Genomic DNA, 17,991 nt, shown 5'->3' with positions numbered 1-17,991 from the left:
CCTCATTCATGGCAAAGTTTTTTATCGATCGCCCGATCTTTGCTTGGGTGATCGCCATTGTCATCATGCTGGCCGGCGCGCTTTCGATTCTGAAGCTGCCGGTCTCGCAGTACCCGCCGATCGCACCGCCGTCGGTGCAGATCACCGCGACCTACCCGGGCGCTTCGGCGCAGACCGTGCAGGATACGGTCACGCAGGTGATCGAGCAGCAGATGAACGGTATCGACCACCTGGAATACATGTCGTCGACGTCCGACGGCTCGGGCACCGCTCAGATCACGCTGACGTTCGCGCAAGGCACGAACCCGGACATCGCGCAGGTGCAGGTGCAGAACAAGCTGCAGCTCGCCACGCCGCTGCTCCCGCAGCAGGTGCAGCAGCAGGGTATCAAGGTGGCCAAGGCGACCAAGAACTTCCTGCTGGTGATCGGCGCGTATTCCGATGACGGCAACATGACCGACATCGACCTGGCGAACTACATTGCCGCCAACGTGCAGGATCCGATCAGCCGTGTGAACGGCGTGGGTCAGGTCCAGTTGTTCGGCTCGCAATACGCCATGCGCGTGTGGGTCGATCCGCAGAAGCTCAACGGCTACAACCTGACCGTCATCGACGTCTCGAACGCCATTCAGGCGCAGAACGTGCAGATCTCAGCGGGTGAGCTGGGTGGCGCGCCTGCGGTGAAGGGCCAGCAGCTCAACGCGACCGTGACGGCCCAGAGTCGTCTGCAAACGCCGGAGCAGTTCCGCAAGATTCTGCTCAAGGTCAACAAGGACGGCTCGCAAGTGCGTCTGGGTGACGTGGCGCGCATCGAGCTGGGCGGTGAGTCGTATCAGGTGGTGGCCCGTTACAACGGCAAGCCTGCCGCCGGTCTGGCGATTACGCTGGCCACGGGGGCGAACGCGCTGCAAACGGCGACTGCCGTCAAGCAGCAGGTTACCGAGCTGGAGCCGTACTTCCCGCAGGGCATGAAGGTCGACTATCCGTACGACACCACGCCGTTCGTGAAGATCTCGATCGAGGAAGTGATCAAGACCCTCATCGAAGGTATCGTGCTCGTGTTCCTGGTGATGTATCTGTTCCTGCAAAACCTGCGGGCGACGATCATCCCGACGATTGCCGTGCCGGTGGTGCTGCTCGGTACGTTCGGCATCATGGGTGCCGCGGGCTTCTCCATCAACACACTCTCGATGTTCGGCCTTGTGCTGGCCATCGGTCTGCTCGTCGACGATGCCATTGTGGTGGTCGAAAACGTCGAGCGGGTGATGGCCGAGGAGGGGCTCAGTCCGAAGGAAGCGACGAAGAAGGCGATGGATCAGATCGTCGGCGCGCTGGTGGGTGTGGCGCTGGTGCTCTCGGCGGTGTTCGTGCCGATGGCGTTTTTCGGCGGCTCGACGGGTGCCATCTATCGTCAGTTCTCGTTGACGATCGTGGCGGCCATGGCGTTGTCGGTGCTGGTGGCTATCGTGCTCACGCCGGCCATGTGCGCAACGATCCTCAAGCCGATCAAGAAGGGCGAAATCCACGAGAAGCGCGGCTTCTTCGGCTGGTTCAACCGCAAGTTCGACAGCGGCTCGAAGGCGTATCAGGGGCAGGTGGAGCGTTTGCTCAAGCGCACCGCGCCGCTCATGATCGTCTACGTCGTGATCGTGGCGGCGGTCGGCTTCCTGTTCGTGCGTATGCCGACGGCGTTCTTGCCGGACGAAGACCAGGGTTACTTCTTCAACCTCGTGCAATTGCCGCCGGGTGCGACGCAGGAACGTACGCTCGACGTCATGAAGCAGGTCGAGAAGCACTACCTCGAGAAGGAAAAGGATTCGGTTCGTTCGATCTTCACGGTGACGGGCTTCGGCTTTAACGGCCGCGGTCAGAACGTGGGTCTGGCGTTCACGATGATGAAGCCGTGGGAAGACCGTCAGGCGTCCGACCTCAAGGTACAGGCCGTGATTGCGCGCTCGTATCAGGCTTTCGCCAGCGTGAAGGACGCCATGATTTTCGCCATCAACCCGCCGTCGGTGCCGGAACTCGGTAACGCGGGCGGTATCGACTTCGAGTTGCAGGATCGCGCAGGCCTCGGCCACGACGCGCTCATGGCGGCCCGGAATCAGATGCTTGGCATGGCGGCGAAGAACCCGAACCTGGCGAACATGCGTCCGAACGGTCTGGACGACACGCCGCAGTACAAGGTCGACGTCGACGAAGAAAAGGCTTCCGCACTGGGCCTGTCGATCTCCGACGTGTACCAGACGCTGTCTGCCTCGTGGGGTTCGTCGTACGTGAACGACTTCATCGACCGTGGTCGTGTGAAGAAGGTGTACGTGATGGCGGAACCGAAGGACCGGATGCTGCCGCAGGACATCAACAAGCTGTACGTGCGTAACGCCAGCGGGACGATGGTGCCGTTCTCGGCCTTCGCCACCGGCAAGTGGACTTACGGCTCGCCGCGTCTGGAGCGTTACAACGGTGTGCCTGCCGTGGAAATTCAGGGTATGCCGGCACCGGGCAAGTCGTCGGGCGACGCGATGAAGGCTGTCGAAGAGATCGCGAAGCAACTCCCGCCGGGTATCGGTCTGGAGTGGACGGGCCTGTCGTTCGAAGAGCGCATCTCGGGTCAGCAGGCGCCGGCGCTGTACGCGATTTCCATCCTGATCGTGTTCCTGTGTCTGGCCGCGTTGTACGAAAGCTGGTCGATCCCGTTCTCGGTGATTCTGGTGGTGCCGCTGGGTGTGTTGGGTGCACTGCTGGCCGCGACGCTGCGCGGGTTGTCGAACGACGTGTACTTCCAGGTGGGTCTGTTGACGACAGTGGGTCTGTCGGCGAAGAACGCGATTCTGATCGTGGAATTCGCCAAGGATCTGCAAGAGCAGGGCCGCACACTGATGGAAGCGACGATGGAAGCGGTGCGACTGCGTCTGCGCCCGATTCTGATGACGTCGATGGCGTTCATTCTCGGGGTGCTGCCGCTGGCGATCTCGAACGGTGCCGGTTCGGCTTCGCAGCACGCGATCGGTACGGGCGTGATCGGCGGTATGCTGGCCGCAACGTTCCTCGCGATCTACTACGTGCCGGTCTTCTTCGTGCTGGTGCGCAAGCGCTTCGCACACGAGGATCTGGATACGGTGGAGCATCCGGAAGCACGTCATGAAAAACCGGACGCAACCGACGGCCCCGCCAAGGAAGGAAACTGACCTATGAAGCACAAAGCATTGCCGATTGCCTTGGCGGCAGCGTTCCTGGCAGGCTGTACCCTCGCGCCGCACTATGAGCGGCCCGAGGCACCGGTTGCCACGTCGTTCCCCACGGGCCCGGCTTACAAGACGCCCGCAGCGGCGAATCAGAACGGCGCCACCGACAGCAATGTCGTGGCCGCCGAACTGGGCTGGCGTGAGTTCTTCGCCGATCCGCGTCTGCAAAAGCTGATCGAGATCGCGCTGGAGAACAACCGCGATCTGCGCGTCTCGATGCTCAACGTCGAAGCTGCACGTGCGCAGTACCAGATCCAGCGCTCGGCGCTGCTGCCCTCGGTGGGGGCGGCAGGCCAGGCGTCGGTTCAGCGCTCGCCGGCGGATCTGTCGTCGTCGGGACGTGCCGGTATCAGCCGCAGCTATCAGGTCGGCGTGGGCTTCACGTCGTACGAACTCGATCTGTTCGGTCGCATCCAGAGCCTGAAGGATCAGGCATTGGAGACGTATCTGGCGAGCGAGGACACCGCCAAGGCAGCGCACATCACGCTCGTCTCGGAAGTGGCGACGGCGTATCTCACGTGGCTGGCCGATCAGGAACTGCTCAAGCTGACGTCCGACACGCTCAAGAGTCAGCAATCGTCTTACGACCTGACCAAGCGCAGCTTCGACGTGGGTACGGCTTCCGGGCTGGATCTGCGTCAGGCGCAAACGCCGGTCGATACGGCGCGGGCGAACTTCGCGCAGTACACGCGTCAGGTGGCGCAGGACGAAAACGCGTTGGCGCTGCTCATCGGTCAGCCGTTGCCGGCCGATCTGCCGCCGGCACGTCCGCTAGACGGGCAGGGCCTGCTGGCCGATCTGCCGGCCGGCTTGCCGTCGGATCTGCTGCTGCGTCGTCCGGACGTGACCGCCGCCGAGCACACGCTCAAGGGTGCCAACGCCAACATCGGCGCTGCGCGTGCCGCGTTCTTCCCGTCGATTTCGCTGACGGCGAATGCGGGCACGGCAAGCGCGTCGCTGAGCAATCTGTTCAAGGGCGGGCAGGGTGCCTGGTCGTTCGCACCGACCATCACGCTGCCGATCTTCGCGGGCGGGCAGAACATCGCCAACCTCGATCTGGCCAAGGTGCAGAAGCGCATCGAAGTCGCCAACTACGAGAAGGCGATTCAGACGGCGTTCCGCGAAGTGTCCGACGGGCTGGCCGCACGCGGCACGCTCGACGACCAGATCGCCGCGCAGGAATCGCTCGTGAAGGCGAGCGACGAGAGCTACAAGCTCTCGGACCTGCGCTATCGCAACGGCGTGGACAGCTACCTGAATGCGTTGGTCGCACAACGTTCGCTGTACTCCTCGCAACAGACGCTGATTGCAACACGTCTGGCGCGCTGGACCAACCTCGTCACGCTGTACAAGGCGCTTGGCGGCGGTTGGGAAGAGCGCAGTGTGCCGGCGAATGCAGGTGCTGCGTCAGCGCCGTCCGCATCGTGAAGATACGGCGAGACGTGAGGTCGCCCGGATTCATCTGATGGGTTCGATGAGTCTGGCGGGACCGAATGTCTCGCTGCGATGGAAAGCTTGTGAATCGAAACGCCCGGCAATGCCGGGCGTTTTGCATTGGTGCGTCGTGTGGGCGAAGGCGTGCACAGGATCGCGTTACGCACACACGACCCACAGGCTACGCACGTGCCGAAATTCCTTGAAAAATCGATTCAGTTCCTGAGAGGTTTAGACGCGGGCTTCTACGCTGGCCTCTACCTTGCGTAGGCCATCGTCGCTATCCTTGATCGCGTTGTATTCGCAACACCCCGAGCGTGGAGGACTGTGGACATGTGCCTTGCCGGGCATCGCCGTTCGTCACGCGGGACACTTATAAGCTGACTGTTTTTCAGGGAGAGACACCATGAGCGATCTTCAAGCCCGCTTCGACGAAGCGGTAGCCCAATCCAAGACGCTGCCCGAACGCCCCGACAATCTCACGCTGCTGCGCATCTATGCGCTGTTCAAGCAAGGCACGGAAGGCGACGTGACCGGCTCCCGCCCTGGTGCGATGGATTTCGTTGCACGCGCCAAGTTCGACGCCTGGGAAATGCTCAAGGGCAAGTCGAAAGACGAAGTGCAGCAGGCTTACGTCGAACTCATCGAATCCCTCAAGGGATGATGGCGACGCGTCATGTGGGGGGCTTCGCGCTTAGCGTGACGTAGCAGTATGCCGCCATGTCGCGCGTTCAGCGCATTCGTGCGACATGCCAGAAACGGCGACTTCGGTCGCCGTTTTTTTATGGGCGCGTGCGCCGGCGTTGGCGCCACCCGGTCACGTTGTGTCTGAAGAATGCGGTGGCCCATAACGGGGTGGGTTTTGCGGTGGTGTCCGATTGGCTCGGTGGCATAGGTGCGCGACGATGGAGGCGTCGTCAACGATCAACGAGATGAGGAGACGCGCCATGCAGCAGGACCGTCACTACATGATGCTTATGACCGGGCAACACGCGTCGCGCGACGCGAGAATCGATCGGCGGATAGCGCGTGCGCGTGGGCTACCGCAGCGGCAAATGGGAGAGCCTGTGCAGGGCGAGGCACGCAGGCGGTTGCGATTGCGGGTGAAGCGAGGCGAACGATCACATGCGCCGGCGGCTTCCGAAAACGCCTCGCGCGCCGTGCGTCGAACGCCGCAGGCTCGCAGCCGACGTCTTGCGCGAGGCGCGGCGCTACTCGATGTGATGTTCACGCTGACCGTACTCATGGCGGGTGCGCAGGGGTTTGCGCACTGGCAGACGGCGGGCGGGATGTCGTCTCAGGCGCTCGTTACCTCGCCCAAGGTGGTCGCGATGGCAATGCCGCCCTCGGGCGTCGAGGGTGGCGCATTTGTTGGTCGCGGGTACTGGCGAGCGGGCGATGCGATGCCGCCTGCCGAGCATTTCCCGACGCCGGAGACGATGGCGAAGCCATTGATTGCTAGCGATGAGGGCGCGTTCGCTGCGCACCAACACTTACCGGGTGCCGGCGGTGTGTCGCCTGTGTCGTTTGATGCGATGCCGGACGGGGATCGCTTCGCGGTGTCGCATATGGCGTCGGACGGATCGCCTGACTTCGGACGTCATCCATGACGACGCAGCATCGCCGATTTCCGCTGATGGGGCGAAAGCGTCATGCTCGTGGCTTCACGCTGCTCGAATGGGTGATCGCCATGCCTTTGGGGATACTGATCGTGATAGCGGCCACCGCGATCTATCTCGCGGGTATTCGACTGTGGCGCGTGCAGGCCGAACGATACGACGTGAACGAGCGGGCCAGCTTTGCATTGACGCAACTCTCGCGTGCGGTCGCCATGGCCGGCTATCGAAATTGGGATCCCACCGAGGGCCAGATCCGTCCGCTAGGCGACGCCGGCAAGCGCGACTGGACGTCACTACGCGCGAGCGCCGAGTGCGCGAGCACGGTGGATACGTGTCCGAAGCGCGGCTGGCAGGGAAGCTCGATTCTCGAGGTGCAATTTCACGGCGCGGGATTTGGCGACGACAGCGGCAATGGCAGCGGGGCGGTGCAGAATTGCGCAGGCCTGAACGTCAGGGCGCGTAGTAACGGCGACAACCGCAACGTCGGCATCTTCTACGTCGACAAGGGAGAGGATGGAATTCCCTCGCTGTTTTGTCGCTACGGCGAGCGCGCGGGGCGCTTTACGGATCTGCGTAATGCGCAGGCGTTGGTCATCGGTGTGGAAGCGATGTATCTCCGACTGGGGGTCCGGGCCGGCGGGACCGGGCCGCTGCGCTGGATATCACCGGTCAAGAGCGCGCGCCGCAAACCCCCGAACCCGCCGATGGGCGCCGGCGGCTGGGAGAACGTGAGCGCAGTGGCATTTTCGCTGGTGTTGCGCGGTGCGCCACGCGCGGGCGGTAAGCAACGTGTCGGGCGCTCGGTCGAAGTCTTCGACGGTGACACGGGAGGCCGAGAGTACAAATGGCTCTCCAATGCGGGCAATGTCCATCTCCATGTTTTCAATGCGGTGGCCTATCGACGTAACGACGGTGGCGTGGGGGAGGAGGCGACGTGGTTGGCGTCTTCATGGTGATGTGGCTGGCGGCACTCATGGCGCTTGCGGCGTCGGGCATGCAGCATCGCGAGATGGCGACTCGCTTCGTCGCATACACGAATGACCGCATGGTGGCTTTTGCGGCTGCGGACAACGCGTTAGTGGTGGCTCGAGAGCGTTTGGTGCATGGCGCACAAGCGTCCGAGATAGCAGCGCTGAGCGAATGGGATGCCGGGCCGGGCGACATCATCGCTGCGAGTTATCTCACTGACTATCGTGAGCCGAACCTTGCGGCCGGATGGGGAAAGGTCGATTGGAATGGTCGTGCGGTCGTGCCGACGGACAACGCGCGTTACTTCATCGAGCGAATTGCCTTTACCGGCGCGTATCCCGATGGCGGGTCGGCAAAGGTGGCGAGGGAGTCGCCGATACGTCGTTATCGGATCAGCGCGATGGGGTGCGGCAATTTGCCGGGCACGCGGGTCTTTCTGCAAGCGATCTACGAGGTGAAAGCGCCGTCGGCGCGTCGAGACGAAGCCAGTGCGGCGGCCGGGTCCTACGCGTCGCGGTTGCTGAACTGGCGCGAGGTCGCGGCATGGCACGACAGTTCGGCTGTGAAAGCCGTGCCGGGGCGTCGTCGTGAGCATTGCGATGTGTAGCGTACGAACCATGCGCGGCGTGACATTGATCGAGTGTCTCGTGGCGATGGCGATCATGGCTGTAGCGTTGTTGGCGGTTGCGCCGTCGATCGAAGCGGTGCGGCGTCGTGTCGGCGTGGACATCACGGCACGTGCCTTCATGGCAGCGATGCAGACCGCGCGAGGGGAAGCGATGGCGCGACATCGCCAGATCGCCTTTGCGCCACACGACGGCGCGAGTCTGAGCGGGGGATGGATCACGTTCGTCGACGAGAATCGAAATCATCGCTTCGATGACGGTGAGCCGTTGCTAAGTCGTTACGCGCCGCTTCCGCAGGGCGTGTCGATCGACGTGAAATGGGGGTTGTACTACACGGAGGGACTTGCACTTTCGGAGAGCGGCTTCGTGGGGACCGAAGCGCGCAAACGGCTGTCGGGCACGGTGCGAATCAGCGGGCACGACCGACGTATCTGCATCACCATCAACGCGTACGGACGCGCGCGCTATGCAAAACGTTGCGACGCATAGTCGGCAGAAGTCAGTCTCAAAGGAAATCGGAAGAGGGAAGCGGTGACACAGGCTCGCGACCCAAGCGAAGCACGGGAGGTTGCTTCGTCGCAACGGGCTCAACCGGTCTCGATGTCCGCTCGCCGGGCTTGATGGGCATGGCCCGGCGAGCGTGACACCATACGTTTACATCAACGGCGGTGTGCCACGATCGTTGCTGCTGGCATTGGCCTTAGCCGATGCGGTTGTGGCGCTGTCGTTCGCCGTTGCGGCACCTTCCGGCGCCTTGACTTGCGACGCGGACGATTTCGTCGATTCATGCCAGAGCTTGACGCCTTGCCAGGCGAGCACGCCGAGCGTGCCCCACTTGAGGCCGCGTCGGGCGATGCGACCGATGGGCGTATGCGACAGGCCCGTCAATGCAATCGATGCGACCGAACTGACCAGCGGGTAGCGTTCGAGCAGACCGCCGAGCTTGAGGCCGGAATTGGCGAGACCGCCGAGACCGGAGAAGTTCGCGAGGCCGCCGGGCAGCAGATAGCGAACCCAGCGGAAATTGCGCAGGCGTTCGCGCGTGACATGCGAGGCCTGTATCAGCTCTGCGCGCTCGACCGCGATGCGCGTGAGCACGAGCTCCTTGCGAATGGCAAGCAGGTCATGACGCGAGCGTCGCGATTGTCGCGGGCGGCGTGGACGTTGTGGATGTTCCAACGGCACGGGCAGATCTCCTTCAGTCCGGACGCAGGGCGTCGCGGTCCTTTTCGAATTCGGCCAGTGTGGCTTCGAACGGCATCGGGGCATCGCGCAGAATGTTGCGTGCGCGTGCGGCGCACCAGCCTGCGAGCAGGAGATACACGATGAAGATGCCGGTCATGGCCTGGAGGCGATAGGTATCCCAGAAGATGACGATCACCAGCGCGGTCAGCGACACGAGGGCGAGAACGCCGAAGAGCATCGCGGCGAGACCGAGGAAGGCCACGCCCATCAGGCGTTCCTTTTCTTCAGTCAGTTCGATACCGATGAGTTCGATGCGCGACTGTACGATCTCGAGCAACGCACCGGCGAGGCGCCGCAGCGAAGGCCGCGGTGGGGTCGTGCGATCATTGTCGGTCATGGGCTGGTCTGGGCGGCCCGCCCGACCCGTCGCACCGGTCAGGCAGGCTCCGCCTCGGCAGAGTAGGCGAGAAGTGACTTGCGTCGGCGATGCTTACTTGCGGTTGAGCAGCAGACCGATCACCACGCCGATACCGGCCGCGATGCCCACGGCTTGCCACGGATGATCGTGCACGTAGTCGTCGGTTGCACGCGCGGCTTGCTTGCTCTTCTCCACGACGACGACCTGAACGTCCGAGGCTTTTTCCTTGGCTTGCTTGAGCAGCGTCAGGGCGCGGTCGCTCAGTTCGGAAGCACGCTCACCGGTCGTGTTGGCAGCTTGCTTGAGCAGATCTTCTGCGTCGGCCAGTACGGATTTGATATCGGTCATGAACTTCTCCTTGTTGGTGGGCACTTGCGACATAGTCATTACCCGATTCTGGGAGGAAAATGCGTAATAGAGATGCTGCGGGTACGGGGGATATGGGGCTTATCGTACCGCTTTCAATGCGTCGTTGCCAGAAAACAACACACTGTCTGCGGTATATTTCGAATCGTTATTTGGAACAAATTTTTTATTCGTTCTGACTAAGCTTAGCATCCTTTAGTCTTGTTCCCACTGAGTGAAAGGTTCTCAAGGAGACCGTCAATGACATTGCGTTTGGGTGATATCGCTCCCGATTTCGAGCAGGATTCGTCGATCGGTACGATCAAGTTTCACGAGTTCCTTGGCGATGGCTGGGGTGTCCTTTTCTCGCACCCGGCCGACTACACGCCGGTGTGCACGACCGAACTCGGTCTGACCGCAAAGCTCAAGGGCGAGTTCGAAAAACGCAACGTGAAGGCCATCGCGCTGTCGGTGGACGATGCTGAATCGCACAAGGGCTGGATCAGCGACATCAACGAGACGCAGAACACCACGGTCAACTTCCCGATTCTGGCCGATAAGGATCGCAAGGTCTCGCAGCTGTACGACATGATTCACCCGAACGCCAGCGAAACCATGACGGTGCGTTCCCTGTTCGTGATCGACCCGAAGAAGAAAGTGCGTCTGACCATTACGTACCCGGCGAGCACGGGCCGTAACTTCGACGAGATCCTGCGTGTCATCGATTCGCTGCAACTGACCGACAACTACTCGGTTGCCACGCCGGGTAACTGGAAAGATGGCGAAGACGTGGTGATCGTGCCGTCGCTCAAGGACGAAGCCGTGCTCAAGGAGAAATTCCCGAAGGGCTACAAGGCCGTGCGTCCGTACCTGCGTCTGACGCCGCAACCGAACAAGTAAGCCGGTCGCAAGACATACGTAAGTACGCCGGGCGTCCGGTACGTAACGTTCTCAACGTTCTCAACGTTCGTGACGTTACGCACCGGTATACCGGTTGAAAAAAATGCCAGCTCGATGAGCTGGCATTTTGTTTGGTACGCGCCGTCACTCGTGGGATTGACGGCCCGCTGCATGCGGCGCGAGAACGGCGCGTACCAGACAACTCCGGCGATGCATCGAACCGGATGTCTCCGGCACCCGCCGGGGAAGGCTCGGAAGCCCGCCCCTTGCTTGTGCCGTCTGCCCGGTTCAGCGCATCGAGATCATCGCCGCCGGTCGGATCGTGGCGACGGCGACCGATCGACCGGCAGGGCGACGCGATCAGAAGAACGCCTGAATGCCCGTCTGTGCACGGCCGAGAATCAGCGCGTGGATGTCGTGCGTGCCTTCGTAGGTGTTGACCACTTCGAGGTTCACGAGATGGCGGGCGATACCGAATTCGTCCGAGATACCGTTACCGCCGAGCATGTCGCGGGCGAGGCGGGCGACATCGAGTGCCTTGCCGCACGAATTGCGCTTCATGATCGACGTGATTTCGACGGCTGCCGTGCCTTCGTCCTTCATGCGGCCCAGACGCAGGCAACCTTGCAGGCCCAGCGTGATTTCCGTCTGCATGTCGGCCAGTTTCTTCTGAATCAACTGATTGGCGGCGAGCGGGCGACCGAACTGCTGGCGGTCGAGCACATATTGACGCGCCATGTGCCAGCAGAATTCAGCGGCGCCCAGTGCGCCCCATGCGATACCGTAGCGCGCCGAGTTCAGGCACGTGAACGGACCTTTCAGACCGGAGACGCCCGGCATCAGATTCTCTTCCGGCACGAAGACCTGATCCATCACGATCTCGCCGGTGATCGATGCCCGCAGGCCGACCTTGCCGTGAATCGCCGGTGCCGACAGACCCTTCCAGCCCTTCTCGAGGATGAAGCCGCGGATCTTCTCCTCGCCGTTTTCGTCGGCGAGCTTGCCCCACACGACGAAGACATCGGCGATCGGCGAGTTCGTGATCCACATCTTGCCGCCGCTCAGCTCGTAGCCGCCGGCGACCTTCTTGGCACGCGTCGTCATGCCGGCGGGATCCGATCCGTGGTTCGGTTCGGTCAGACCGAAGCAGCCGATCCACTCACCGCTCGCGAGCTTCGGCAAATACTTCTGCTTCTGCGCTTCGCTGCCAAATTCGTAGATGGGCACCATCACCAGCGACGACTGCACCGACATCATCGAGCGATAGCCCGAGTCCACGCGCTCCACTTCACGCGCGATCAGACCGTAAGCCACATAGTTCAGACCGGGGCCACCGTACTGTTCCGGAATCGTCGGGCCGAGCAGACCGATTTCGCCCATCTCGCGGAAGATCGCAGCGTCGGTGCGCTCATGACGAAACGCTTCGAGCACGCGCGGCGCGAGCTTGTCGTTTGCATAGGCGGCCGCAGCATCGCGGATCATGCGCTCGTCGGTGGTGAGCTGCGCGTCGAGCAACAGCGGATCTTCCCAATGAAACTGTGCATTGCCTGCCATGGCCCTTCTCCTCCATTCAACTTGACGGAAGTTCCGCAATGCGGAACAATGTTCTGAAATCGAAGTTAGTTTAACACTAAAGTTTTTTGCCCGGCAACGGCCAGTGCGTGCGCTGGCCGAAGCTGTTGATGATGACTGGGAGCGGAGTGCGCCATGGCTGTGATCAAAACTTCCCTATCTGCCTTTGCCGGTGCCCCGGCGCATGGTGTGCCGCCGTCGCATGACGAGCGCAAATTCGTGACGGCGCTCGCGCGGGGACTGGAGTTGTTGCGGGCCTTCGGGCCCGACGACGTGTTACTCGGCAACCGCGACTTTGCCGCCCGCACGGGTTTGCCCAAGGCGACCGTCAGCCGCCTGGCGTACACGCTGACCGAACTCGGCTATCTGCGTTACGACGCCGAACTGGGCAAATACGCGCTGGACGCAGGCGTGCTGGCCCTCGGTTACGCATTCCTCAACGGTACCGACATGCTCACGCTGGCGCGTCCGCACATGCGGGCGTTGGCCAAGGAAATGGGCTGCTCGATTTCACTCGGTTGTCGCGAAGGCCTCGACATGATGTATCTCGAGACGATTCGTAGCGACTCGGCGCATCTCACGCTGGGTTTGACTGCGGGGTCGCGTCTGTCGATGCTGACGAGTTCGATGGGGCGCGTCTATCTCGCGGCCATGACGCCGACTGAGCGCGAGACGATGCTCTCCGACTTGCATGACGCCTACGACGCGAATCCGGCGGCACTGCGCAATATGGGGTGGGAGGCGTTGCAGGCCGGGGTCGGCAAGGGCGTCGAATCGTACAAGCGGGAGGGGTGTTGTTACTCGTTCCGCGACTGGCATGAGGGGGTGAATGCCGTTGCGGTGCCGTTGCGCGACGTGCGGCAAAACCGGTGGCTCGCGATCAGTTGCAGCGGGCCGTCGTCGTCGATTCCCGATGCGGTTTTTCGCGAGGAGATCGGACCCCGGTTGAAACAGTTGGCCGCTCGGCTCAGCGGAAACGCTTAAGCGGTCGGTGGTCAATCGGCTTGGGGGTCGCCCGCAGCACTCCGACATCGTTTTAAGTCGCGCTGCGAGCGACCCCCAACCCGATTCGCAACCGTCGTCGATGCGACGACACCGAGCGCACTGCGGGCGGCAACGCATAGGGCATTCGATGGCGGTGATTGTCCGGCCCCTGACGTAGCGACTTAACGAGCATTGGAGCGGAGTCAGGGGCCGGGCAAGCGCCGCAGCCCCGGGCAGAGGAGAGGGTGAGGGCCGTCTCTATAAGATGGGTTACATCGGCGGACCGCAAAATGCCGAAACACTCAGCGCCGCAGCCCCGGGCATAAGAGACGGCGAAAACCGTCTCTACGTGAAGGTCCAAATCACAACAACGTCCGCACGTGCCACAACTCAGGGAACAGCACGACATCGAGCATCTTGCGCAGATAGGGCGCGCCGTTGGTGCCGCCGGTCCCTTGCTTGAAGCCGATGATGCGCTCGACGGTTGTCACGTGACGGAAGCGCCATTGACGGAACGCGTCTTCGAGATCGACCAGTTCTTCGGCCATCTCGTAGAGTTCCCAATGCTGCGAGGGGTTGCGATACACCTCCAGCCAAGCCGCTTCGACGGTCTTGTCGTGCGGCGTCGGCTTCGTCCAGTCGCGATCCAGCCGCTCCGGCGCAATCGCAAATCCGCGACGCGCGAGCAAGCGCACCACTTCATCGTAGAACGACGGCGCCTTGAGGGCCGCCTCGACCTGCTGGAACAGATCGGGACGATGCGAATGCGGCTGGAGCATCGCCACATTCTTGTTGCCCAGCATGAACTCCAGAATGCGGTACTGATACGACTGGAAGCCCGATGAGCTGCCCAGCGACGGACGCATCGACGAATACTCCGACGGCGTCATCGTCGCGAGCACGCTCCACGCCTGCACCAGTTGCTCGAGAATGCGCGACACGCGCGCGAGCATCTTGAACGCCGGCGGCAGTTCGTCGTTATGCACCGCTGTGCGCGCTGCCTGCAACTCATACAGCGCGAGCTTCATCCACAACTCGCTCGTCTGATGCTGAATGATGAACAGCATCTCGTTGTGATCGGTCGAGCGCGGATGCTGCGCATTCAGAATCGGATCGAGCGACAGGTAGTCGCCGTAGCTCATGCTCTTCGAGAAATCGAGCTGGGCGTCGTGCCACGCGTTGGCGTTCGCCGACGTCGATGCCGGTGCCTCGGTCTTCGGCGCACCGGCCGTCTCGTAGCTCTCGTCGCTCCGATGCCCGAACGGGCAACCACCCGACGATGCCTGAGCCGACGACGGCGAACCGTCTTCGCCGGTCGGTACGTGAGACGTGGGGGAAGTCTTGCTCATGCTGACTGCTCCTCGCTCAGGTCACCGTGCCACGACGATGAAACTCGGGCTTGTCCCAGGAACCCGTGCTCAGCACGTCGCGCAGAATTTCGACCGAATCCCAGACGTCGGCAAAGCTCGTGTACAGCGGCGTCATGCCGAAACGCATGATGCGCGGCTCGCGGTAGTCGCCGATGACGCCCCGCGCAATCAACGCCTGAATCACGGCAAACCCTTCCGGATGCTCGAAGCTCACCTGCGACCCACGCGCCGCATGGTCGCGCGGCGTGACCAGCGTCAACGGGAATTCGGCGCAACGCTCCTCCACCAGCTTGATGAACAGGTCGGTGAGTGCGAGCGACTTGCTGCGCAACGCCTGCATCGACGTCTGCGCAAAGATGTCCAGACCACATTGGACCAGCGAGAGCGAGACGATCGGCTGCGTGCCGCAAAGGTAACGGCCGATGCCGTCGTCCGGCGTGTATTCCGGCGTCATCGCGAACGGCGTGCGGTGACCCCACCAGCCCGACAGCGGCTGCCAGAACGTGTCCTGATGCTTCTTGTTGACCCATACGAACGCAGGCGCGCCCGGGCCGCCGTTCAGGTACTTGTACGTGCAACCCACGGCGTAGTCCGCGTTCGCGCCATTCAGGTCGACCGGCACGGCACCTGCCGAGTGACACAGATCCCACACCGCCAACGCGCCGGACGCATGAATCTGCGCCGTACGTGCCGCCATGTCGTACATCGCGCCGGTGCGGTAGTTCACGTGCGTGAGCAGGGCCACGGCGACGTCGTCGCCCAGCGCGCTTTGCAGTTCGTCCGGCGAGTCGATCAGACGCAGCGAGTAGCCGTCGTCGAGCAGACGTGTCAGGCCCTGCACGATGTACAGATCGGTCGGGAAGTTGCTGCGCTCGGAGACGACGACCTTGCGCTGCGGCGCGCGTGCGCGCTGTGCGTCGAGCGCCGCGGCCATCACCTTGAACAGGTTGCTCGACGTGGTGTCCGTCACCACGACTTCCCCCTTGCCCGCGCCGACGATCGGCGCCAGCGCATCACCCAGCGTGCGCGGCAGCGCGAACCAGTCGGCTTCGTTCCAGCTGCGAATGAGACCCACGCCCCATTCCGCGGTAATCACTTCCTGGGCACGCTTGGCCGATGCGATCGGACGCGCCCCCAGCGAGTTGCCATCGAGATAGATGACCCCCGGCGGCAGATCGAATTGGGCGCGTAGCGGAGCGAGCGGATCGGCCGAGTCGAGGGCCAGACAATCGTTGCGAGAAGACGTCATGGTTTGCGTTGGTAGGTGTGGATGTTGTAAAGGCAATCGAAGCAAAAAACGGTGTGCGATGACGCTCAGAGCGAACGCAGCACGGCGCGAACCGGGCTGGCGTCGAGTCGCATGAACTTGAGCGGCAGGGCAATGAGTTCGTAATCGGCAGGCTCGATGGCGTCGAGCACCAGCCCTTCGAGAATCGCCATGCGATGCGCGCGAATGCGGTGGTGCGCGTCCATCGTCTTGCTCTCCTGCGGATCGAGCGACGGCGTATCGATGCCCACGAGCTTCACGCCGTGCGAGGCAAGCAGATCGATGGTCTCGGGCGCAACCGCGCAGAAGGCGCTATCCCACTGCGCGACGGGGGCGTGCGCATAGGTGCGCAGCAGCACGCGCGACGGCACATCCTTCAGGTGCGCTTCGACCATCTCGGGCGTGACGACCGGCGCGGCGCCGAGGCAGTGAATCACCCGGCACGGCCCCAGATACGTCTGAAGATCGACTTCCCCGATGAACGCACCGGCATCGTCGTAGTGACGTGGGGCGTCGGCATGGGCGCCGGTGTGCGGCGACAACGTGATGCGCCCCACATTGACCGGGCAGCCCGGGCCGATCTGCCAGACGGCCTCCTCGGTGAACGGGGTGTCGCCCGGCCACACCGGCGTGCTGGCCGAGAGCGGCGCGCTGATATCCCACACGCGACGCTCGCGAGTCTGGGCGTGTGCGACGGTTTTGTCCGAGGCGTTCGAAACGTTCGAAGCGTTCATGCGCAAGCGTTTTGTGAAAGGAAAAGTCCCACATAGTGTAGGAAATTCCTTGCCGCAGGTGCTTGCGTATTCGAAGGGCGCGAAACGTCAGATTGAAACCTGGCAAACATTTTTGCCATTTTCGCGGTGGATTATTTTAATTTTCGCGAAATTGATCGAATTCGATGCGAGTTCGACAGAATTCGGACAGGGCGCTCAGGCAGGGGCGCGGGATAGCGTAGGAGCGCTGGGGCAAATCGCGTCTGCGACTACCGGCCCTGTGTCATCTGCTGGATGAGTTCGCGCAGCGAGTCCTTCAACTGCGCCGATTGCGTCTCGCCAAACCGCACAAGCACATGCGCTTCATGACGGCGTGCACTATCGAGCAGCGGCGTGACGTGAACGACGCCCGCCTCGGTCAGCGACACGAGCGACTGGCGCTTGTCGGTGGCACTCGCACCCCGCACGACATACCCCGCCGCCTCGAGCCGGTCGATGACCTTGGTGACCGTGGGCTGCTTGGCAAGCACGATGTCCGCGAGTTGATTGACGGTACGCGCCCGGGCGTCGGAGAGCGTAGCGAGCACGCGCCACTCCAGCACGCCCAGACCGGCGGCGGCGACTTCACGATGGAATTCGTCCGAGACGAGCGCGCTCGCGCGGGCGAGCAGATACGCCAGATAGTCGTCGACGAACGGCGCGCCCGCCACGGACATCGCGCGCCTCAGCCCAGCGACTGCGGCTTGTGGAAGCCGCCAGCGTGGAAGATCAGCGGCATGCGATCCGCCACTTCCTCATGCACACCGCAACGCTCGACTTCGCCCACGAAGATGACATGGTCGCCCTCGTCGTACCGGCTGCGGTTGTGGCATTCGAACCAGGCGAGCGCGCCGTCGAGCACCGGCGTACCCGACGCCGACAGCGTGTACGGCACGCCCGCGAACCGGTCGCCCTTCATCGTGGCGAAGCGCTTGCACAGGTCGAGTTGATCGGCCGCCAGCACATTCACCGCATAGTGCGAGTTTTCACGGAAGACAGGCATGCTGCCGGCTCGCGTGGCCAGACTCCACAAGATGAGTGGCGGCGTGAGCGACACCGAGTTGAACGAACTGGCGGTAATGCCGATGAGCGAGCCATCGTCGGCCCGCGTGGTGATGACGGTGACACCGGTGGCGAATTGACCGAGCGCACTGCGAAAAGCCGCGCTGTCGAAGTCCGGCGCTGTGGCGTGTTTGACGTTCACTTTCCCTGCACTCCCGTCCATTGCGTCCGGTAAATTTGATCGGGTTGATTTGTATGAATATTCATATACTATGGCACGAACAACAGATCGACAAGACGCGT

The 17,991-nt window shown here is 62.5% G+C and carries 18 protein-coding genes; 9 read left to right on the top strand and 9 right to left on the bottom strand.

Annotated features, from left to right (window positions below):
- Positions 1-8: 8 nt before the first annotated feature.
- The 7 genes from PCA20602_RS11470 (at position 9) to PCA20602_RS11440 (ending at position 8,382) form a co-directional block, all read left to right on the top strand.
- On the top strand, positions 9-3,188 hold the full coding sequence (locus PCA20602_RS11470; RefSeq protein ID WP_069342657.1) for an efflux RND transporter permease subunit: 3,180 nt from the start codon (positions 9-11) through the stop codon (positions 3,186-3,188).
- 3 nt (positions 3,189-3,191) lie between these two features.
- Positions 3,192-4,673: an AdeC/AdeK/OprM family multidrug efflux complex outer membrane factor gene (adeC, locus tag PCA20602_RS11465; RefSeq protein ID WP_069342658.1), complete on the top strand. Its 1,482-nt coding sequence runs from the start codon at positions 3,192-3,194 to the stop codon at positions 4,671-4,673.
- A 412-nt stretch (positions 4,674-5,085) separates the two neighbouring features.
- Positions 5,086-5,343: an acyl-CoA-binding protein gene (locus PCA20602_RS11460; protein WP_069342659.1), complete on the top strand. Its 258-nt coding sequence runs from the start codon at positions 5,086-5,088 to the stop codon at positions 5,341-5,343.
- Between the two features lie 496 nt (positions 5,344-5,839).
- Positions 5,840-6,289 carry a hypothetical protein gene (locus tag PCA20602_RS11455; RefSeq protein WP_150721331.1) on the top strand — a complete coding sequence of 150 codons (450 nt, stop codon included), beginning with the start codon at positions 5,840-5,842 and terminating at the stop codon, positions 6,287-6,289.
- Positions 6,286-7,254 carry a PilW family protein gene (locus tag PCA20602_RS11450; protein WP_150721330.1) on the top strand — a complete coding sequence of 323 codons (969 nt, stop codon included), beginning with the start codon at positions 6,286-6,288 and terminating at the stop codon, positions 7,252-7,254. Before PCA20602_RS11455 ends, PCA20602_RS11450 begins: the two co-directional genes overlap by 4 nt.
- A complete protein-coding gene (locus PCA20602_RS11445; protein ID WP_150721329.1) occupies positions 7,233-7,874 on the top strand; it encodes a pilus assembly PilX family protein in 642 nt (213 codons plus the stop codon). The genes PCA20602_RS11450 and PCA20602_RS11445 overlap by 22 nt, the downstream gene beginning before the upstream one ends.
- On the top strand, positions 7,867-8,382 hold the full coding sequence (locus PCA20602_RS11440) for a GspH/FimT family pseudopilin (RefSeq protein WP_150721328.1): 516 nt from the start codon (positions 7,867-7,869) through the stop codon (positions 8,380-8,382). The genes PCA20602_RS11445 and PCA20602_RS11440 overlap by 8 nt, the downstream gene beginning before the upstream one ends.
- Positions 8,383-8,547: 165 nt before the next feature.
- Here the strand turns inward: PCA20602_RS11440 and PCA20602_RS11435 are convergent, their stop codons facing one another.
- The 3 genes from PCA20602_RS11435 to PCA20602_RS11425 all read right to left on the bottom strand — a co-directional run bounded on the left by PCA20602_RS11435 (position 8,548) and on the right by PCA20602_RS11425 (position 9,877).
- Complete coding sequence (locus PCA20602_RS11435) at positions 8,548-9,078, bottom strand: DUF3318 domain-containing protein (RefSeq protein ID WP_174980989.1); 531 nt, start codon at positions 9,076-9,078, stop codon at positions 8,548-8,550.
- Positions 9,079-9,091: 13 nt separating this feature from the next.
- Positions 9,092-9,475: a phage holin family protein gene (locus PCA20602_RS11430; protein ID WP_150721326.1), complete on the bottom strand. Its 384-nt coding sequence runs from the start codon at positions 9,473-9,475 to the stop codon at positions 9,092-9,094.
- Positions 9,476-9,568: 93 nt separating this feature from the next.
- Positions 9,569-9,877: an ElaB/YgaM/YqjD family protein gene (locus tag PCA20602_RS11425; protein ID WP_069342666.1), complete on the bottom strand. Its 309-nt coding sequence runs from the start codon at positions 9,875-9,877 to the stop codon at positions 9,569-9,571.
- Positions 9,878-10,102: 225 nt separating this feature from the next.
- Between PCA20602_RS11425 and PCA20602_RS11420 the strand changes: the two genes are divergently transcribed.
- Positions 10,103-10,741, top strand: coding sequence for a peroxiredoxin (locus PCA20602_RS11420; RefSeq protein WP_150721325.1), 639 nt, complete (start codon positions 10,103-10,105; stop codon positions 10,739-10,741).
- 360 nt (positions 10,742-11,101) lie between these two features.
- Here the strand turns inward: PCA20602_RS11420 and PCA20602_RS11415 are convergent, their stop codons facing one another.
- Entirely contained in the window at positions 11,102-12,295 is a 1,194-nt protein-coding gene (locus tag PCA20602_RS11415; RefSeq protein ID WP_150721324.1) for an acyl-CoA dehydrogenase, read from the bottom strand.
- Positions 12,296-12,448: 153 nt separating this feature from the next.
- Here PCA20602_RS11415 and PCA20602_RS11410 point away from each other — a divergent pair, with 153 nt between their 5' ends.
- Positions 12,449-13,297, top strand: a complete 849-nt coding sequence (locus PCA20602_RS11410) for an IclR family transcriptional regulator (protein WP_246182128.1) — start codon at positions 12,449-12,451, stop codon at positions 13,295-13,297.
- A gap of 362 nt (positions 13,298-13,659) precedes the next feature.
- Here the strand turns inward: PCA20602_RS11410 and kynA are convergent, their stop codons facing one another.
- The 5 genes from kynA to PCA20602_RS11385 all read right to left on the bottom strand — a co-directional run bounded on the left by kynA (position 13,660) and on the right by PCA20602_RS11385 (position 17,911).
- Positions 13,660-14,646: a tryptophan 2,3-dioxygenase gene (gene kynA / locus PCA20602_RS11405; RefSeq protein WP_150721323.1), complete on the bottom strand. Its 987-nt coding sequence runs from the start codon at positions 14,644-14,646 to the stop codon at positions 13,660-13,662.
- A 16-nt stretch (positions 14,647-14,662) separates the two neighbouring features.
- Positions 14,663-15,916: a kynureninase gene (kynU, locus tag PCA20602_RS11400; RefSeq protein ID WP_150721322.1), complete on the bottom strand. Its 1,254-nt coding sequence runs from the start codon at positions 15,914-15,916 to the stop codon at positions 14,663-14,665.
- Positions 15,917-15,981: 65 nt separating this feature from the next.
- Positions 15,982-16,668, bottom strand: coding sequence for an arylformamidase (kynB, locus tag PCA20602_RS11395; RefSeq protein ID WP_150721321.1), 687 nt, complete (start codon positions 16,666-16,668; stop codon positions 15,982-15,984).
- A gap of 248 nt (positions 16,669-16,916) precedes the next feature.
- Entirely contained in the window at positions 16,917-17,363 is a 447-nt protein-coding gene (locus tag PCA20602_RS11390; protein ID WP_150721320.1) for a MarR family winged helix-turn-helix transcriptional regulator, read from the bottom strand.
- A gap of 8 nt (positions 17,364-17,371) precedes the next feature.
- A complete protein-coding gene (locus PCA20602_RS11385; RefSeq protein ID WP_069342672.1) occupies positions 17,372-17,911 on the bottom strand; it encodes a flavin reductase family protein in 540 nt (179 codons plus the stop codon).
- Positions 17,912-17,991: the final 80 nt, after the last annotated feature.

Origin of the sequence: Pandoraea capi (genome assembly GCF_902459735.1) — a bacterium.
In the GTDB taxonomy this organism is placed as follows: domain Bacteria; phylum Pseudomonadota; class Gammaproteobacteria; order Burkholderiales; family Burkholderiaceae; genus Pandoraea; species Pandoraea capi.
Note: the sequence above shows the minus strand (reverse complement) of the source record. Positions and strands in the feature narration are given on the sequence as shown.